Raw genomic sequence first — 17,555 nt, forward strand, 5'->3', positions numbered from 1 at the left:
CTCAGTTGCTACCGCGACGGTTCAGCCGCAGTGAGCCGGGTGGCGGTTCGTTGAGCACTGCCCAGAATACCCCGAGGTCGGAGATGGCGGCGACGAATTCCTTGAATTCCACCGGTTTGACCACATACGCGTTCACCCCCAACTCGTAGGCGCGCAGCAGGTCGGGCTCCTCCCGCGAGGAGGTCAGCATGACCGTGGGGATGCTGCGCAGTTCAGGTGTGGTACGAACTGCCTTGAGCACTTCAAGGCCATCGACCTTGGGCAGTTTCAGGTCCAGTAGCAGCACGGCAGGGTTGCCGTCGTCGCGATCGGCATAGACATTGCGGCGCAGCAGGTAGTCCAGGGCATCGGCGCCGTCGCGCAGCACGATGACTTCGTTGGCCAACTGGCTACGCTCCAGGGCCAGCAGCGTCAGCTCCAGGTCCCTTGGGTTGTCTTCGACCAGCAGGATGGGTTTGAGCATGGTGATAGTGGTGCCTCAGGTGGATGCGGGGTGGTGTGGCAGGGTGAAGTGGAAGCTGGCACCCTGGTCGATCTGGCCAGTGGCCCAGACCCGGCCGTCATGGCGCTCGATGATACGACGTACGCTGGCCAGGCCAATCCCGGTGCCTTCGAAGTCCTCCATGCGGTGCAGGCGCTGGAACACCCCGAACAGCTTGTTGGCGTAGGCCATGTCGAAGCCTACGCCATTATCGACGATGATGATTTCGGTTTCGTCAGGGTGCTGTACCGCGCGGATGCCAATGTGCGCGGGGTTACGGCCACGCGTGTACTTGATGGCATTGGCGATCAGGTTGTGCAAGGCCATGTTGATGAATGCCGGATCGCCGATCACCTTGGGCAGTTCAGCAATGTCCCAAACGATTGCGCGGCCTTCGTAATCCGGCGCCAGCTCGCTGCGAATCGCATCGACCAGCGTGTTGAGGTCGACGTCGGACAGGCGCAAGGCCGAGCGGCCCATTTGCGAGAAGTTGAGCAGGTTGTCCACCAGGCTGCCGGCGAAGTGCGCTGCTTCTCCGATATGCTGAAGGTAGCGCTTGCCGCGTTCGCTCAGACCCTGGCCTTCGATTTCGCCGAGCAGTTCGGTGTAGCCGGCAATGTGCCGCAAGGGGGCGCGCAGGTCGTGGGACACGCTGTATGAAAATGCTTCAAGCTCTTTGTTCGAACGGCGCAGCTCGCCTGCCAGTTGCGCCAGCTCTTCGGCCTTGCGCAACACAATGCCCAGCACCGCGCTGCGCAACTCCATCACGCCCTCGATCACCAGCGGGTCCCAGGGCTCGCAGTAGTCGCGCAGTTCTTCCTGCCAGCGTTCGAAACTGTGCCGCGGGTCGAGGTTGCCCTGCGGCCCGGCCTGCTTGGTCGGCTGGCCAGCCCAGTTCACCGTGCGCACCTGCTCGGGGCGAAACCACAGCAGGTAGTGCGAGTGGATCTGCGAGATGGCCACCGCCAGCACACCGCCCGCATGGGCGGCCAGCTCGGGCAGGTCGGTGATGTCACGGCGCAGGTTGTCACTGTGGAACACGGTGTCTGCACCGCGCTGGCCAAGCCAGTGTACCAGCGCGGTCACCTGGGCTTCGGGCGGGGTCTTGCCGATCAGGTCGCAGCGTTCGGCCGAGATCACGGCGGCACCCTGCGCATCGGCAAAGGCCAGTAGCACATGGGGCAGGTCGCGCAGGCCGTCGCTGACGCTGTCATGGTCGGCCATGGACGAGATCATGCGCACGATGTGTTGGCGCAGCGCCAGCAGCTTGCGTGTGCTGGCATGCGCCTCGCGGGACTCGATCTGCAGCGACAGCACGCTGGCCAGCAGCTCGCTGGCCGTGCGGGTACGCAGGTCCACTGCGCGCGGCTGCTCATGGTGGCAGGACACCAGCCCCCACAGTTCACCGTCGACCACGATCGACAACGACATCGACGCCAGCGTGCCCATGTTGCGCATGTATTGCAGGTGCACCGGTGACACGCTGCGCAGCGTGGCAAAACTCATGTCCAGTGCCTTGCCGGTACGCGGGTTGGTGGCCGGGTGCAGGGGCGAGGGTTGGTAGTTGGCATCTTCGATCACGCGGATGCGGTTCATCCGGTACAGCTCGCGCGCCTGGCGCGGGATGTCTGCAGCCGGGAAGCATAGGCCCAGGTAACGGGGGTAGCCCGGGTCGGCCACCTCGGCCAGCACCTGGCCGTTGCCATCGGCATCGAAACGGTACGCCTTGACCCGGCCAAAACCGGTGATGCGCTTGAGTTGCAGCACCGTTTGCTGCAGCAGGTCTTCAAGGCTGCTGGCCAGCTGAAGGCTGCCAACGAAGCTGCGCACCAGTGGGTAGTAGTCGCCTTGCCCGACCAGGTCCGGTGGCAGGCGTGGGGGTTCGAGCTCGGCCACCAGCACGTCGTCGTGACAGTGCACCAGCAGGTGCAACGGGGTGCTGAACGGCGCGCCTTGGCGCAAGCGCACGTCGCCTATGTGAAAAGGGAAGATTTCATCGTCGGGTATGCGCGCGAGCTGCGCGCGTAGGTCAAAACCGTCGCCGACCAGGTGGGTGAATTGGCAACCGATCAGTTCCCGGGCCGGCAAACCCAGCCACTGTTCGACATTTTCACTGGCCTGCAGCACGCACAGGTCGGTGGCATCCAGCACCAGCAAGAAACCGTGGGGCTGGATGCTGCTCGGCACGTGGATCGGTTCCCGGGCACAGCGTTCCATGGCTTCTTCCAGCGTGTTGTCTGCAGTCATCAGTGAAAACGCTCCTGTCTTGTCCGTCCCTGTATGGCACAGGATAAGGTGTGACACCCTAACAGAATATCAGCAGTTTTACCGGCCTCTGGCCATTGGAGGCATTGGGTAGCGAGGGGTTCTACGCGGGGCTGGTTTTTTTTGACGGGGCGGTATCGCTTTATCGCTAATACAAAAAAATGGCTTGATGCCACCACGGTCGCGCTGCCTCGCTGCTACGCTCAATTCAGGACGTAACGACAAGGATAACAAGGTGACGGAGCGCTTGGTGGCCGTGCTGTTGGGCCTGTTGTTCAGCGGCAGTACCGTGGCAGCGGATTTTCTCGTGGAAGTGCGGGTGCTGGTGCAGCGTGGCTGCATGCTGGTTACCCAGGCACGCGATGCGGGAGCCCAGGCCCTGGGGCGAATAGACCTAGGGGTAACAGCGCGCCTGGACGGCCCGGACGCACCGCTCAGTGGCGTATTGCTGAGCCAGCGCCCGCCGCGCCTGGAGTGCAACCCCGACACCCCTTACCAGATACGCGTCGATGGCGGCCAGCATGGCGGCGTTGGCGAGTTGCGCTACCTCGCCAGCAGCGACCGTTCGGCCCGGCCCATTCCCTACCGCGTTTACCGCGACGCGGCTTGGCGCGAGCCGCTGGTAGTCGGCGTGGCTCAATCGGCGAGGGTGCCCAGTAGTGGTTCGGCCGAACTGCCGTTGTACGCGCGCATCGACAAGCTGGCCTGGGTACCGAGCGCAGGCGCGTATGCCGACCTGCTCAAAGTCACGGTCACCTGGTAGGGACGCCGCCATGCACAAGGACGCCATGCCATGAACCGTACTTCCATCCTGTTACTCACCCTTGGGCCATTGCTGGTAACTGGCGGTGCGGCGCACGGCAGCACCACCGGTTTCATCCAGGCGCGGCTGGTGATCAGCGCGGCCTGCCAGATCAGCAGCAACGACACTCAACCGGCCGTACTGGGTAACCCGGGTCTGCTGGATTTCGGTGAACGTGGCCCGAACTGGGACCAGCCGCTGCGCAGCCGGGTTGACGAAGCAAGCGGCGAGGGCAGCCTGCAGATCAGTTGCACGCCTGAGGTACGGGCGTTCAACGTGCGGATCAACGGTGGCCTGAATGGCGACGACGGCATTCGCCGACTGAGCAACGGCCGTGAACTGATTCCTTATCAACTGGCGGTCGACCCGGGTGGCAACAGCCGCTACGCCATCGGCCAGGCACGCGCCTTCACCATCAACAGCACCCGGCAGATCCCGATTCCCATCTACGGAGTGGTAGTGGCGCAACGTCGCGCGCTGCCGGCCGGGCTGTACCGCGACACCCTCAGAGTGACCCTGGACTGGTAACTACGCAAGGAGACTCCGATGCGAACGAACCTCTCACGCTGCATGCTTGCAGGCCTTTGCCTCGCGCTGGCCTCCCAGGCCCAGGCGGCGACGGTAACCGGGAATATCACCTCGACGCTGACCTTGATTGCCGCGTGCCAGGTCAACGGTAGTTCGGGTACATCGGGGCTTAACTTCGGTGCCTTGAACTTTGGCACCCAGGATGCCCTGTTCACTACCGCAAATGCCCAGGTACTGGGGGGCGGGGGCGGCGCCATGAGCATTCTGTGCTCGGCCGGTACGGTGCCGGTGGTCAAGGTACGTGCGGGCCTGCACGACGGCCAGTCGAGCGGTGGCACGCGTGCCCTCGCTGACGGCGCTGGCAACTTTGTACCTTACGACCTGTATACCGACTCGGGGCGTACAACGTTGCTGGCAATCGACGGCACCATCACCCTGCCCACCAGTACGGGTGTGGCCCAGACCGTCAACCTGTACGGCAAGGCCGTGGGCAAGGCGGGTTTGCCAGCTGGGGTGTACAGCGACACGATTTCGGTTGAGCTGTCGTTCTGAACCATGCGCCGCTGGTTGACGTGGGGCCTTACGGGCACCGGTTTGCTCCTGGCTACACCGTTGAGCGCGGTGACTACCAGCACCTTCACCGTGACGGCACAGATTGTTGCCGGTTGCCTGGTGGTGGGGGGCGTCACCAGTTATGGAACGCTGGACTATGGTACGCAGTCTGCGTTGTCCAACAGCACCCTGAGCACCTCGCTGGGTGGCACCACGGTCACGTTCCAGTGCACCCCCGGCGTTGCCATGAACATGAGCGTGGATGGTGGGCAGAACAGTGCGAGTGGCACGCGCAACCTCAAGCGCACGAGCGGCACGCAGCTGCTGGCCTACCAGCTTTACCGGGACGCGGCCTACAGCCAGACGTTGGGCATTGGCACGAGTGTGGCTGTGAGCTATTCCGACCCGACAGCGATCAAACTGCCGGTTTACGGGCGGGTTCAGCTGAGCGGCACGCTGCCAGCGGGGACCTACACCGATGTGGTGCAAGTGACGGTGACCTGGTGAATGCCAGCGCCACCAACGACACGTGTCTAAGGAGAGTTGCATGCGGCAAGGCGCGAAGTGGGCGCATGGATTGATCGGGTTATCGTGGCTGGCGAGCCTGCCAGCCGGAGCGGCGACTTCGGTGCTGATCTGGCCGATCGACCCGGTGTTGGAGGCTGATCAGAAGGCCGGTGCCCTGTGGCTTGAAAACCGCGGCACGGCGCCGGCCAACCTGCAGGTACGGGTATTCGCCTGGCGCCAGGGCGATTATCAGGAACAGTTCCAGGCGCAGCGTGAAATCATCGGCAGCCCGCCGGTGGCCAACATCGCCCCTGGGCAAAAGCAGCTCATCCGCCTTACCCGCACCGGCCCGTCACCGGCCGGTCAGGAGCAGGCCTACCGCATCATCATCGACGAAATCCCGCCCGCCATTGCTGTGGACAAGGCCGAGCCCGGCGCCACTGCGGCAATTCGCCTGCAGATGCGCTATTCGGTGCCTCTGTTCGTCTACGGCGAAGGCCTGTGGGGCAAGGCCGACACCGAGGGCAGGCGCAATGCCGAGGGCGTTGGCAAGCCGCAACTCACCTGGCGCCCGGTGACCGTGCAGGGCAAGCCCTACGTTGAGCTGCGCAACACAGGCCCGGTGCATGCGCGCCTGACCGATGTGGTGGTGCAGCAAGGCAGCCAGAGCAAACCGTTGGCCGAGGGCTTGCTGGGCTATGTGCTGCCGGGTGCCAGCATGCGTTGGCCGGCACCCGTGGCGCCCGGCAGCACCAGCGTGCTCAAGGGCCGGGTCAACGGCCAAGGCTCGGCGGACGCCATCCGCCAAGGCCAATGAGCCAGCAACTGAATGCAGTGCAGGGGCCAGGGAGGACCCGGCAATGGTTGGAAACCGTGTGTGAAATGGCTGACGGCGACGACGCGCCGCTGGTGCCTGGGGCTGGCCATGGCTGGCCCCTGCCTGGCGCTGGCCGACGACCTGCCCCCGCCGCCTACGGAGATGTCCGCCACCGCCGATGCCACGCTGTACCTCGACCTGCTGGTAAACCAGATGCCCAGGGCTGAACTGGTGCCGGTGCAGCAGCGGGCCGGGCAGTTGTACCTGGACAGCGAGGTGTTGCGCGCGGCCGGTATTTCGCTGCCGGGCAACCCCCAGGGCGAAGTGGCACTGGAAGGCATCGCAGGGTTGCACACCGACTACGACAGCCAGAACCAGCGCTTGCTGCTGCAGGTGCCGCCGGCCTGGCTGCCCGATCAACAGGTCGGCGACCACAACCTGTACCCGGCCAGTGATGCCCGCAGCAGCTTCGGCGCCTTGTTCAACTACGACCTGTACCTGAACGACACCGATGATGGCGGTACCTACCTGGCCGCCTGGAACGAGCTGCGCCTGTTCGACAGTTGGGGCACGTTTTCCAGCACCGGGCAGTGGCGCCAGTCGTTCAATGGCGCACAGGCGGATGCAACACGCCAGGGGTTCATGCGTTACGACACCACTTGGCGCCTTACCGACGAGCAGCGCCTGCTCACGTATGAAATGGGTGATTTTGTTACCGGTGCCTTGCCCTGGAGCAGTTCGGTACGGGTAGGGGGGCTTCAGTTGTCGCGTGATTTCGGTGCACGCCCCGACCTGGTGACGTACCCGTTACCGGCATTCGCGGGTGAAGCGGCGGTTCCGACGTCGCTGGACCTGTTCATCAATGGCTACAAGTCCAGCACCACCGAGTTGCAACCGGGTCCATACACCTTGACCAATGTCCCCTTCATCAATGGCGCGGGGGAAGCGGTGGTGGTCACTACTGATTCTTTGGGACGGCAGGTGTCGACCACTTTGCCGTTTTACGTCACCAGTAGCCTGCTGCAAAAAGGGCTGTCGGACTATTCGATGGCGGCAGGTAGCTTGCGACGTGATTACGCCGTGCGCGATTTTGCTTATGGCCCAGGCGTGGCTTCGGGCAGCCTGCGCTACGGGCTCAGCGACACCTTCACTTTGGAAACCCATGCCGAAACCTCCGAATCGCTGATGCTGGGCGGCCTGGGCGGCAACATGCGGCTGGGCAACTACGGGGTGCTCAACGCTGCCTTGGCGCAAAGCCGCTTCGACGGCGAGAAGGGCCACCAGGTCGCCTTGGGTTACCAGTACAACAGCCAGCGCATCGGCTTCAGCTACCAGCGCCTGCAACGCCATGGCGATTATGCCGACCTGACGCGGGTCGATTCCCCGGACATGCAACTGAGCAAAAGCAGCGAGCAGGTCACCCTGAGCCTCAACCTGAACGAGTACGGCAGCATAGGTGCCGGCTATTTCGATGTGCGCGCCGGTGACGGCACGCGAACCCGTCTGATCAACCTGAGTTACAGCAAACCGTTGTGGGGCAGCAGCAGCGTGTACCTGTCGGCTAACCGCGAAGTGGGTGATAGCCAGTGGGCGGTGCAGGCGCAGCTGGTGATCCCGTTCGACCTGCACGGCACCCTGGCGTTGAGTATGGAGCGGAGCAAGGAAGGCGAGCGCCTGCAACGGGTCAACTACAGCCATGCGGTACCGGCCGGCGTCGGCGTTGGCTATAACCTCGGTTACGCCGCAGGCAGTGACCGCGATGCCTACCGCCAGGCTGACGTTACCTGGCGGCTGCAATCGGTGCAGTTGCAGGCCGGGGTGTATGGCAGCAGCGGCGAGATGACCCGCTGGGCCGACGCCAGTGGCTCGCTGGTGTGGATGGATGCGGGCGTTTTCGCCGCCAACCGCATTGACGATGCGTTTGTGGTAGTGAGTACTACAGGTTATGCCGATGTACCGGTACGCTACGAGAACCAGGAAATCGGCCGTACCGATTCCAAAGGTCATTTGCTTGTGCCATACAGCAGCGGGTACTACCGCGGCAAGTACGAAATCGACCCCATGGACCTGCCACCGGACGTGCTTGCTGCTGAGGTTGAACAGCGCGTGGCGGTGCGCCGGGGCAGCGGTTATTTGCTGGAGTTCCCGCTCAAGCGTGTGATGGCGGCCAGCGTCGAGCTGGTGGACGGCAACCAGCAGGTGCTCAAGCTGGGCAGCCGGGTCACCCACGAGCAAAGTGGCAGCCAGGCCGTGGTGGGTTGGGACGGATTGGTATACCTGGAGAACCTGTCGGAGCACAACCGCCTGCAGGTGCAGATCGAAGGGGGCGGGCAGTGCCAGGTGGCCTTCGACCTGCCCGAAGCACAAGGCTCGATACCCTTGATTGGCCCGTTGGTGTGCCGATGAGTGGCTGGCTGCGTGTCCTGTGGGCGAGCGTGCTGCTGTTGCCAGCGGGTACCTCCTGGGCCCTTTGCTCGTCGGTAGCAACGTTGCCAGCAGCGTTTGGCAGTCTGAATTCAACGCAGGTTCGCACCACGGTGCAGACTGCGTCGACCCTGAACTCCGGTTTGCAGTGCACAGGTTCATTACTGACCTTGCTCAGCAGCAGTGATCATTTCTACGCGACGATAACGCCTGCCTCGGGCGGGTTGGTCGGCCCTACAGGCGATGTCATTCCTTATACCCTGTACGCGAACAACACGACCAGTTACCCGATCACCCGGGGGGTGGCCTACGACTTTGCCCGCAACGGTATTATCGACCTGTTGGGGTTGCTCGGGGGCACTACACCCAAGGCAGTGCCGATCTACATGCGCACGCAGATCGGTAGCAACGTTGCAGCAGGGTTGTATCAGGAAAACCTGACCGTGGCCTGGAGCTGGGATTACTGTTCGGGGATTGGCGCGCTTGGAATATGCCTGGGGCGTGACGTTGGTTCGGGCACCAAGACCTTGAACGTGAGCCTGACCGTGACCAACGATTGCCAGATTACCACCCCCGACATCAGCTTCAGCAGCGCGCCGGTGGTCGCAGGGTTCGGTACGGTGAGCCAGAGCCTCAACGTGTCGTGCACCAAGGGCAGCAACTACACCGTGGGGCTGGACGACGGGCAGAACGTCTCCGGTGGCCGGCGGCGAATGAAGTCATCGGCCAACAACTACCTGGCCTACGACATTTTCAAGAGTGCCGGGACGGTGCGCTGGGGCTCATCGGGGGCGGCACGACGTGCCAGTACCGATGCAGACGTCAACCCCGGGGCGGGTACCGGTATCGGCAGCCAGGTGTTCAACTATAACGCCAAGGTCTACACGGACCAGGCTACGCCGCCAGCGGCGACCTATTCCGACAGTGTGATACTGGATGTGCAGTTCTGAGCCCAGACCTCTGTAGGGCTTACCGGCCTCATCGCCGGCGAGCCAGCTCCCACGGTACTGCACATGGCTCAGGTATAGCGCGGTCGAGGTGGGAGCCGGCTTGCCGGAGATGAGGCCATGATGGTCAACGCAAATCGTCAACCATTTTCGCCAATGTCTCCAGGACCGCCCCGGCCAGTGCCTTCGACCGCGCCCCCGACCACCCGGTAACCGCATCGGGCGCGTCGTCATGGTCCTTGAACGGCATCTCCAGGGTCAGTGACAGGCAGTCATGCGCCATGCCCACCGCGTTGCAGGCCAGCGTGGTATTGGCCTGCCCCGGCTCGTCACGGGTGTAGCCATGCACGGTCTGGAAGTCCCGGGTCAGGCTGCACAAGGTGCTGCGGAACTGCTCCTCGAGCGTTGCCAGGCGTGGCGTGTAGCCCGGGTTGCCCTCACAGGCGGCGGTGAATACGTGGGGGATCTCTTCATCGCCGTGTACATCGACAAAGGCGTCCACCCCGTACTGCTTCATCTGCGCTTGGGCAAAGAACACCTCCGGGGTCAGCTCGACGCTGGCGTCCTGCCAGGCGCGGTTGAGGTCCTTGCCCTTGAAATTGGTACGCAGGTGGCCGAGGAAGGCGCCGTCCGGGTTCATGTTGGGGATCAGGTAGAGGTCGGCCTTGGCCAGCAACTGCTGGATTACCGTATCGTTGGCCTGCAGGCGATCGATTACCCCTTCCATGAACCATTCGGCCATATGCTCGCCCGGGTGCTGTTGGGCAATCAGCCACAGCTTGCGCTTGCCAGTGGCGCCATCACCGGCGCGCAGCAGCGGGATGTCGCGGCCCTGTACGCTTCTGCCGCTGGCCAGCAACTCGATCCCTGGCAACTGGCGAGCACGTTCGATCAGCTGGTTGTGACGGGCGCGCGGGTAGGGCTCGAAGTAGGCGAACCAGATCTGCTGGTGCTCTGCTTTCACTTCGAACGACAGCGCCGTGCCGTCGAACTGACTGGGTACGCGGAACCAGGTGTTCTGGTCGTAGCTGGCCACTGCGTTGTAGCCGCTCCAGGCATTTTTGTACGAGGAGCCCGATGCGTTGTCGAGGCTGAAGCGATGGACCTGGCCCGGGGTCAGCCCACTGACCTTGAAGTGGAACCACTGGTAGTGGCCGCTGTGGGTGTCGGGGCGGATGGCCAGGTGCACCTGGGCCGGGTTGCTGGCGTCCAGCACCTGAATGTTGCCGGAATCGAAAGCGCAGTCGATCTGCACGGGGGACAGCGTCACGGTCATGGGCCGGGCTCCTTATCGGGCGTTGTTGTAGGGGTACTGTACACGGCTTGGCCCGGTCGACGCCAAAATCGCACCGGCCTGAAGGTTATTTGAAGAACTGGCTCGGTGTGGTGCCGAACTGGCGCTTGAACATGCTGGCGAAGGCACTGGGGCTGTCATACCCCAGCGCCCCCGCCACATCGATGATCCGCTCGCCCTGTGCGATCCGCTCAAGTGCCTGCATCAGCCGCGCCTGCTGGCGCCACTGGCCAAAAGTCATGCCGGTTTCCTTGCGGAACAGGCGCTGGATGGTCTTTTCATCTACGCCCAGTTGCAAGGCCCAGTCAGCCACGGTGGCGTTGTCATCAGGCCTTTCGTGCAAGGCCGAGCAGATGGCCTTCAAGCGGCTGTCGCTGGGTTGCGACAGCTTCAGCGGCAAGGTTGGCAGTACGCAGATTTCGTCGAGGATCAAGCGCATTACCCGGGCCTCACGCGAGTCCTCGGCAAAGGGGGCGGTAAAGCTCACCGAGGCTTTGATCAGTTCGCTGAGCAGCGGCGAGATGCTGATGGCCTTGCTCTGCAGGGGCAGGCCCGCGGCTGCGTCGGTGCGCACGAACACACTGCGCATCTTCACGTCGCCAACACAGCGGATGGCGTGCACCTGGCCGCAGGGCATCCACACACCGCGGCTGGGCGGCACGGTCCAGCATTCGTTACCGGACTCGACGATCATCAAGCCTTTGATGGCGTAGATCAGTTGATGCTTGGCATGCCGGTGGGGTTCGATGAACCAGTCCGTAGGGTAGTCGGTCGCGCGGCTCCCCACTTCCCAGGTCCATTCATCGACCTCCACCAGCAATTCGCGCTGCGGCTTTACCATCGTGACCTCGTGTAGATGCAGCCAGGCAGCGCCACTTTAGCAGCAACGGTTCGGCCGGGCCTGCGAGCGGGTGGCCGGCAGCAGCGCGGTGGCCAGCCCGAGCAGCGGCAGGAACGCGATGGCCTGGTACACCCACTCGATGCCATGCCGGTCGGCGAGTTCGCCCAGGCCGGCGGCGCCGATGCCGCTGATGCCGAACATCAGCCCGAACATCACCCCGGAGACCATGCCGACCCGCCCTGGCACCGCCTCTTGGGCATACACCACCAGGGCCGCGAAGGCCGAGGACATCACCAGGCCAATGGCCACGGCCAGTACGGCTGTCCAGGCCAGGTTGGCATGGGGCAGGGCCAGGGCGAAGGGGGCAACGCCAAGGAACGAGACCCAGATCACCGCCTTGCGCCCGATGCGGTCACCCACCGGGCCGCCGGCAAAGGTCCCCAGCGCCACGGCTGCGAGGAACACGAACAGGTACAGCTGGCTGTGTTGCACGCTCAGGCCGAAATGCTCGATCAGGTAGAAGGTGAAGTAGTTGGTGAACGAGGCGATGTAAACGAACTTGGCGAACATCAGCACGGCTACCACGGCCACTGCGCGCCACATGGCACCCCGCGACAACCCGGGCGCCTGCTGACCGGCGAAGGTCTTGAGCCGGGCCTGGCCGTGGCGCACGCTCCAGCCTGTTACCCGCAACAGCACCCATACTGCCAGTGCAGCCGCCAGCATGAACCAGGCAATGGCCGGCTGGCCGTGCGGAATGACGATCGCGGCGGTGAGCAGCGGGCCGAGGGCCGAGCCGGTATTGCCGCCAACCTGGAAGGTGGATTGCGCGGTGCCGAAGCGCCCGCCGGAGGCCATCCTGGCCACCCGCGAGGCTTCGGGGTGGAAGGTCGCCGAACCCACGCCAACCACTGCGGCGGCCAACAACAGCATTTCATAGCTGCCGGCAAAGGCGAGCAGGGCGATGCCCACCAGCGTCACCAGCATGCCGGCGGGCAGCAGGAAAGGTTGTGGATATTTGTCGGTGAACAGGCCGACCCAGGGCTGCAGCAGGGAGGCGGTCACTTGGTAGACCAGGGCGATCCAGCCGATCTGGGCAAAGCTCAGCGCAAAATCGCTTTTCAGCATGGGGTAGATCGATGGCAGCACCGCCTGGATCAGGTCGTTGAGCAGGTGGGCGAATGCAGCAGCACCGACGATGCGGACCACAAAGCCCTGAGGCTGGTCGGCAGGCGTGGTCGAGGCTACGGAGGCAGCGGAGGTTGTCATGGGCAAGGTTCTTCTGTGGCAAGGGAGCAAGGCATTGCCGCAGCAGGGTAGCCAGTGCCCGGGTTGCCTGTCTCACGCCGAACAGGCAGCCACTGCCGCGTTTCGGGCATCCGTGCCCGCAAAGCCCTTTTAGCGTTCGTGCCTGGCCATCCAGCGCAGCAATGCCGCAATCGGTATGCTGCGGTGAGCCTCGTGTCGGTAGGGCTTACCTTCGGCGCTGAAGCGCTCTCGATACCGGCTAATGACCAGGCTACGGCCATCAGCCGATAGCCGCGCCTCCAGTTCATGCAGCAACAGGGGTTGCCGGGCGGCACCTTCCAGGCGCCTGAACAGCAGCATGGCCGCCTGGGCATCATTCATGGCCGGTTGCCTCCGGGCAATGGGCTTGCCACGTTCCAGGTCTGCCTGCCTTGCCTTCTGCCACCCGGTTGCTGCGCTGCTGGGCGGTGTAGTCGCGCATTGCCAGGTAGTAATCGGGCCAGGTGTGCAGCAGATCGGTCAACGGCAGGGTGGCGGCGCGCCCATCCACGATGTGCCCGGCAGTGGCCACGGTCGTGAGGGTGGCAACCGTGTCGCTGTTATCGCCGAACGGGTCCACGGCCATGCTCAATACCTTGCCGGTAGCGTCGCGCACGTTGTGCGTACCCAGTAATGGCAGCTCGACGATGGGGCCATTGGCGATGCCCCAGACGCCGAAAGTCTGGCCAAAGTCTGAGCGGTGTTGGCTCAGCCCCATCTTCCCGGACACATCGACCAGGCCCGCCACACCCAGGGTGGTGTTGAGGATGAAGCGTGAAAGGCTGGTCATGGCCCGTTCGCCGTTGCCCTGCAGCAGGTCGTTGACGAACACCTTGGGCTCGCCGAAGTTGTTGGCAAAGTTGTGCACGCCCTGCCGGGCAAAGCCAGGCAGCGCGGTGTAGCCGCGGGCGATGGGGGTCAGCAGGTAGTCATCGACCGTGCGGTTGAAGGCAAATACTGCGCGGTTGGCGGGTTCCGCCGGATCGCTGACTTGATAGGCCACAGGGCCGCAGGACGAGGCGGCAGGTGCGCGCTGGCTGCAGCCTCCGGCTGCAAGCAGCGACAGTGCCAGCGCAGCAGAGCGCGCCGAACGGGAGACGGATGATGAGCGGGACATAGGCACATTCCTGGCAAGAACTGGCGGCGATGCTGCCCGGCTTTTTTTGCCTGGTAATGTCTGGATTGTCTCGGCCCGGACACTTTGTTACCGGGTTGAAATATATGACGGCCGCAGGGTGATGGCCTTAAAGTACCGCTTGGTTACCTTGTTCGTGGTGCTTTTTCGTGAGCCATTTGCTGATCGTCGACGATGATGTCGAGGTGCTCGACCTGTTACAGAAGTTTCTTCGCCAGCATGGCTACGAGGTAGACGTCGCCTGCGATGGCAAAGCGCTCTGGCAGGCGATCGAGCGGCGCGTGCCAGACCTGGTCATCCTCGACGTGATGCTGCCCGGTGACAGTGGCCTGGTGCTGTGCCAGCGCCTGTTGGCCGAACACAAGGTGGCAGTGATCATGCTGACCGCCATGGGCGAGCTGAGCGACCGTGTGGTGGGCCTGGAGCTGGGGGCAGACGACTACCTGACCAAGCCGTTCGCTGCCCGTGAACTGCTGGCGCGGGTCAGGGCCGTGTTGCGCAGGGCCGGTGAGGGGGCTGCTGGCGCTGTTGTCGCTACGAGCCACCCCTCGGTGCTTGAGTTCGCCGGCTGGCAGCTGGACGTGGTGCGGCGCGAGTTGCGCTCGCCGGATAACGTCATGATCCCGTTGTCCAATGGTGAATTCGAGCTGTTGCTGGTGTTTGCCGAGCATCCACGTCGGGTGCTTAGCCGCCAGCAGTTGCTGGACCTGGCCCGTGGTGAAGCCTACGATGCCTACGACCGCAGCGTTGATGTACAGGTGAGCAGGTTGCGCCGCAAGCTTGAAGCCGACAATGGCAGTGAGCCGTTGATTCGCACCCTGCGTAATGCCGGCTACCTGTTCACGCCCACGGTCGCCAGGCGATGAAGCTGTTCACCCGGCTGCGACAGGCCCTGCCGCAGCCAAGAATCACCATTGCCCGCTGGATTGCGCTGACCACTTTGACGGCGATGCTGTTCCTGTTGCTGCTCAAGGGGCTGTTCAGCCTGCTGTTGAGTGTGTGGGCGCAACCACCGCTGCTGGAAAGCGGGGTGATCGAGAAAGTGGCAGCGGTGACCCGCATCCTCGATGCGGCGCCTGTGTTGCAACGCAGCAACATTGCGGGCGCGGCGGGTGATGGCACCTATTCGGTACGCTGGTTGCAGCGCCATGACGAAGCCGGTGTGCCCATGCTGGTCGATGCCGAGTACCGCCAGGGCACGCCTATCCTGCGTGCCTTGCTCAAGCGCCCGGATGCCAGGGTCGAGGCATTCGAGCCTTCCGACATGCCGGAATACGCCCCTGAACGCGGCTATGCCCTGATGATCGAGCTGAGCGACAAGTCCTGGGTGCTGTTTCGCGCTACCAGCCGTAGCTGGGGCCTGGATGTACTGCCGCGTAACCTGATCATCCTCGCCTTGATGCTGGCTTCCAGCCTTGCTGTCGCGTTGTTGGCCACACGCTACCTGGCCAAGCCCCTGGAGCGCTTTGCCGAAGGTGCGCGGCGCTTTGGCAAGGACTTCAACGCGCCCCCCATCCCGGTGGTCGGCCCGCACGACCTGCGCCAGGCCATCCTGGCCTTCAATGCCACCCAGGCTCAGCTCAAGCATTACCTGAACGACCGCACGCAGATGCTCGCGGCCATCTCCCACGACCTGCGCGCACCACTGACGCGCATGCGCTTGCGCGCTGAGTTCATCGACGATGCCCAGTTGCAGGCCAAGTTGTTTCAGGACGTTGACGAGATGCAGGCGATGGTCGATGCCGCGCTGGCGTTTTTCCGTGATGACGCGCGGCTTGAGCCCACCACCGTGTTCGACCTGGGCGAGCTGCTGCTGACCGTGGTGGACGACTTCAAGGATGCGGGCGTGGAGGTTGGCCTCAGCGGGCCGCGCCGCTGTGTTTACACCGGGCGGCCCGTGGGCATCAAGCGGGTGTTGGTCAACCTGATCGACAATGCCGCGAAGTACGGTTGCGAACCAACGGTGGTGTTGGTGGTAACTGCCAGGCAGATAGAAATTACCGTGCAGGATCGCGGGCCGGGTATCGCGCCGGAACTGCAGGAGCAAGTATTCGTGCCGTTTTACCGTATTGAAGGCTCACGTAACCGCGACACTGGCGGTGTGGGGCTGGGCCTGCCCGCCGCACGGGCCATCGTGCTGGAACAAGGTGGCAGCCTGACATTGAGCAACCGCCTCGACGGCGGTTTGCAAGCCAAAGTCACACTGCCAGTGGGTTGATCAAAGCCCCAGTTCGCTGAGCCCGGGGTGATCGTCCGGGCGCCGGCCCAGCGGCCAGTGGAACTTGCGCTCGGCCTCGCTGATTGGGTGTTCGTTGATGCTCGAATGACGGTTCTGCATCAGTCCGTCGTCGGCAAACTCCCAGTTCTCGTTGCCGTAGGCGCGGAACCACTGGCCGCTGTCGTCGTGGTATTCGTAGGCGTAGCGCACGGCAATGCGGTTGCCGGTGAAGGCCCACAGTTCCTTGATCAGGCGGTATTCCAGTTCGTGGTGCCATTTACGGGTCAGAAACGCTTCGACCTCGGCACGGCCACGGGGGAACTCGACGCGGTTGCGCCAGACCGTGTCCGGGGTGTAGGCGAGCGCAACCTTGGCAGGGTCACGGCCGTTCCAGCCATCTTCGGCCAGCCGGACTTTTTCGATGGCACTTTCGCGGGTGAAGGGAGGAAGGGGTGGGCGGGACATCGGTGTACTCCTCGGGTCGTTTGGCTTGTAGCAGGTTAGCTGCCGCTGCCTGGACAGAGAATGGATGTGCCGGGCACTTCATAATTGCGGTGCGTGGAATAGTGCTGAGGTGTCTTGCCCAGGTGCGGCCCTTGTGTCACCCCTGCACAAGGGCGTACCCCTGTCAGTCCCAGGCCGGTGCCAGGCCGTGCGGGCTGACTTCGCGGCCATTGCGTTCGAGCGTGGCGATGCGTGCCATGTCGTCTGCGTCCAGCTTCAGGTCACGGGCAAGCAGGTTGCTGGCCAGGTTTTCACGCTTGGTCGACGACGGGATGACCGCATAGCCCAACTGCAAGGCCCAGGCCAGGGCAACCTGGGCGACAGTAGCCTTGTGCTTCGCGGCAATCTCGGCGAGTACCGGGTCCTTCAGCACCTTGCCGTAGGCCAGGGTCATATAGGAGGTGACGGTGATGCCCTGTTCCTTCAGGAACGCGGTCAGCTTGCCGTTTTGCAGGTAAGGGCTGAGTTCGATCTGGTTGGTCGCGATTTCGCCTTTGCCGACGACGTCGATGGCCTGGCGGGTCAGCTCGATGTTGAAATTGGATACACCGATCTGGCGCGTCAGGCCCAGTTTTTTCGCTTCGGCCAGCGCGGTCATGTATTCGCGCAGTTCCACCCCGTTGCCCGGCGCTGGCCAGTGGATCAGCAGCAGGTCGACATAGTCGGTACGCAGTTTGCTCAGGCTGTTGCGCAGGCTGGGGATGAGCTTGTCGGCGGCGTAGTTGTCCACCCAGATCTTGGTGGTGACGAACAGCTCGCTGCGCGGCACGCCGCTTTCGGCGATCGCCTGGCCGACGTCAGCTTCGTTCTTGTAGATTTGCGCGGTGTCGATCACCCGGTAGCCCAGCGCCAGGGCCGACTTGACCGAGTCGATAACGGCTTGCCCGGTGAGGCGGAAGGTGCCTAGACCAAAAGATGGGATGCTCATGAAAATGCTCCTTGGCAGATCAGGG

At 63.5% G+C, this 17,555-nt stretch carries 18 protein-coding genes; 9 read left to right on the top strand and 9 right to left on the bottom strand.

Translation table 11 applies throughout. From position 1 onward, the window contains the following. Nucleotide 1: 1 nt before the first annotated feature. Nucleotides 2-463, bottom strand: coding sequence for a response regulator (locus B9A31_RS24295; protein ID WP_019098000.1), 462 nt, complete (start codon nt 461-463; stop codon nt 2-4). Between the two features lie 15 nt (nt 464-478). Then, nucleotides 479-2,728, bottom strand: a complete 2,250-nt coding sequence (locus tag B9A31_RS24300) for an ATP-binding protein (RefSeq protein WP_019098001.1) — start codon at nt 2,726-2,728, stop codon at nt 479-481. A gap of 253 nt (nt 2,729-2,981) precedes the next feature. Here B9A31_RS24300 and B9A31_RS24305 point away from each other — a divergent pair, with 253 nt between their 5' ends. The 7 genes from B9A31_RS24305 to B9A31_RS24335 all read left to right on the top strand — a co-directional run bounded on the left by B9A31_RS24305 (nt 2,982) and on the right by B9A31_RS24335 (nt 9,326). Next, nucleotides 2,982-3,509 carry a Csu type fimbrial protein gene (locus tag B9A31_RS24305; RefSeq protein ID WP_019098002.1) on the top strand — a complete coding sequence of 176 codons (528 nt, stop codon included), beginning with the start codon at nt 2,982-2,984 and terminating at the stop codon, nt 3,507-3,509. Between the two features lie 30 nt (nt 3,510-3,539). After that, the gene (locus tag B9A31_RS24310) at nt 3,540-4,076 is read left to right on the top strand and encodes a Csu type fimbrial protein (protein WP_019098003.1); all 537 of its coding nucleotides are present in this window, start codon (nt 3,540-3,542) and stop codon (nt 4,074-4,076) included. An 18-nt stretch (nt 4,077-4,094) separates the two neighbouring features. Next, a complete protein-coding gene (locus tag B9A31_RS24315) occupies nt 4,095-4,628 on the top strand; it encodes a Csu type fimbrial protein (protein ID WP_019098004.1) in 534 nt (177 codons plus the stop codon). A 3-nt stretch (nt 4,629-4,631) separates the two neighbouring features. Continuing rightward, nucleotides 4,632-5,135, top strand: a complete 504-nt coding sequence (locus B9A31_RS24320) for a Csu type fimbrial protein (protein WP_084297471.1) — start codon at nt 4,632-4,634, stop codon at nt 5,133-5,135. Between the two features lie 40 nt (nt 5,136-5,175). Next, nucleotides 5,176-5,952 (top strand): fimbrial biogenesis chaperone, encoded by a 777-nt coding sequence (locus tag B9A31_RS24325; protein ID WP_025754391.1) that lies wholly within the window; start codon nt 5,176-5,178, stop codon nt 5,950-5,952. A gap of 108 nt (nt 5,953-6,060) precedes the next feature. Continuing rightward, a complete protein-coding gene (locus B9A31_RS24330) occupies nt 6,061-8,358 on the top strand; it encodes a fimbria/pilus outer membrane usher protein (RefSeq protein ID WP_026020411.1) in 2,298 nt (765 codons plus the stop codon). After that, the gene (locus B9A31_RS24335) at nt 8,355-9,326 is read left to right on the top strand and encodes a Csu type fimbrial protein (RefSeq protein ID WP_019098007.1); all 972 of its coding nucleotides are present in this window, start codon (nt 8,355-8,357) and stop codon (nt 9,324-9,326) included. The genes B9A31_RS24330 and B9A31_RS24335 overlap by 4 nt, the downstream gene beginning before the upstream one ends. A gap of 124 nt (nt 9,327-9,450) precedes the next feature. On the opposite strand, the gene B9A31_RS24340 is transcribed toward B9A31_RS24335, so the two are convergent. The 5 genes from B9A31_RS24340 to B9A31_RS24360 all read right to left on the bottom strand — a co-directional run bounded on the left by B9A31_RS24340 (nt 9,451) and on the right by B9A31_RS24360 (nt 13,862). Beyond that, nucleotides 9,451-10,599: a M14 family metallopeptidase gene (locus tag B9A31_RS24340; RefSeq protein ID WP_025754389.1), complete on the bottom strand. Its 1,149-nt coding sequence runs from the start codon at nt 10,597-10,599 to the stop codon at nt 9,451-9,453. Nucleotides 10,600-10,684: 85 nt separating this feature from the next. After that, nucleotides 10,685-11,458, bottom strand: coding sequence for an AraC family transcriptional regulator (locus B9A31_RS24345; RefSeq protein WP_019099694.1), 774 nt, complete (start codon nt 11,456-11,458; stop codon nt 10,685-10,687). 36 nt (nt 11,459-11,494) lie between these two features. Then, nucleotides 11,495-12,727 carry an MFS transporter gene (locus B9A31_RS24350; RefSeq protein WP_019099693.1) on the bottom strand — a complete coding sequence of 411 codons (1,233 nt, stop codon included), beginning with the start codon at nt 12,725-12,727 and terminating at the stop codon, nt 11,495-11,497. A 129-nt stretch (nt 12,728-12,856) separates the two neighbouring features. After that, nucleotides 12,857-13,087: a hypothetical protein gene (locus B9A31_RS24355; protein ID WP_019099692.1), complete on the bottom strand. Its 231-nt coding sequence runs from the start codon at nt 13,085-13,087 to the stop codon at nt 12,857-12,859. Continuing rightward, nucleotides 13,080-13,862, bottom strand: a complete 783-nt coding sequence (locus B9A31_RS24360; RefSeq protein ID WP_084297472.1) for an MlaA family lipoprotein — start codon at nt 13,860-13,862, stop codon at nt 13,080-13,082. The genes B9A31_RS24355 and B9A31_RS24360 overlap by 8 nt, the downstream gene beginning before the upstream one ends. A gap of 167 nt (nt 13,863-14,029) precedes the next feature. Here B9A31_RS24360 and B9A31_RS24365 point away from each other — a divergent pair, with 167 nt between their 5' ends. Further along, nucleotides 14,030-14,746 carry a response regulator gene (locus B9A31_RS24365; RefSeq protein ID WP_016714713.1) on the top strand — a complete coding sequence of 239 codons (717 nt, stop codon included), beginning with the start codon at nt 14,030-14,032 and terminating at the stop codon, nt 14,744-14,746. Continuing rightward, nucleotides 14,743-16,098 carry an ATP-binding protein gene (locus B9A31_RS24370; RefSeq protein WP_084297473.1) on the top strand — a complete coding sequence of 452 codons (1,356 nt, stop codon included), beginning with the start codon at nt 14,743-14,745 and terminating at the stop codon, nt 16,096-16,098. The genes B9A31_RS24365 and B9A31_RS24370 overlap by 4 nt, the downstream gene beginning before the upstream one ends. Here the strand turns inward: B9A31_RS24370 and B9A31_RS24375 are convergent, their stop codons facing one another. Together B9A31_RS24375 and dkgB are read right to left on the bottom strand one after the other, a co-directional pair. Then, nucleotides 16,099-16,563 carry a nuclear transport factor 2 family protein gene (locus tag B9A31_RS24375; RefSeq protein ID WP_019099690.1) on the bottom strand — a complete coding sequence of 155 codons (465 nt, stop codon included), beginning with the start codon at nt 16,561-16,563 and terminating at the stop codon, nt 16,099-16,101. Between the two features lie 163 nt (nt 16,564-16,726). Then, nucleotides 16,727-17,530: a 2,5-didehydrogluconate reductase DkgB gene (gene dkgB, locus B9A31_RS24380; RefSeq protein ID WP_019099689.1), complete on the bottom strand. Its 804-nt coding sequence runs from the start codon at nt 17,528-17,530 to the stop codon at nt 16,727-16,729. Nucleotides 17,531-17,555 lie beyond the last annotated feature (25 nt).

It is taken from the genome of Pseudomonas sp. URIL14HWK12:I5 (assembly GCF_900176445.1).
GTDB lineage: Bacteria > Pseudomonadota > Gammaproteobacteria > Pseudomonadales > Pseudomonadaceae > Aquipseudomonas > Aquipseudomonas monteilii.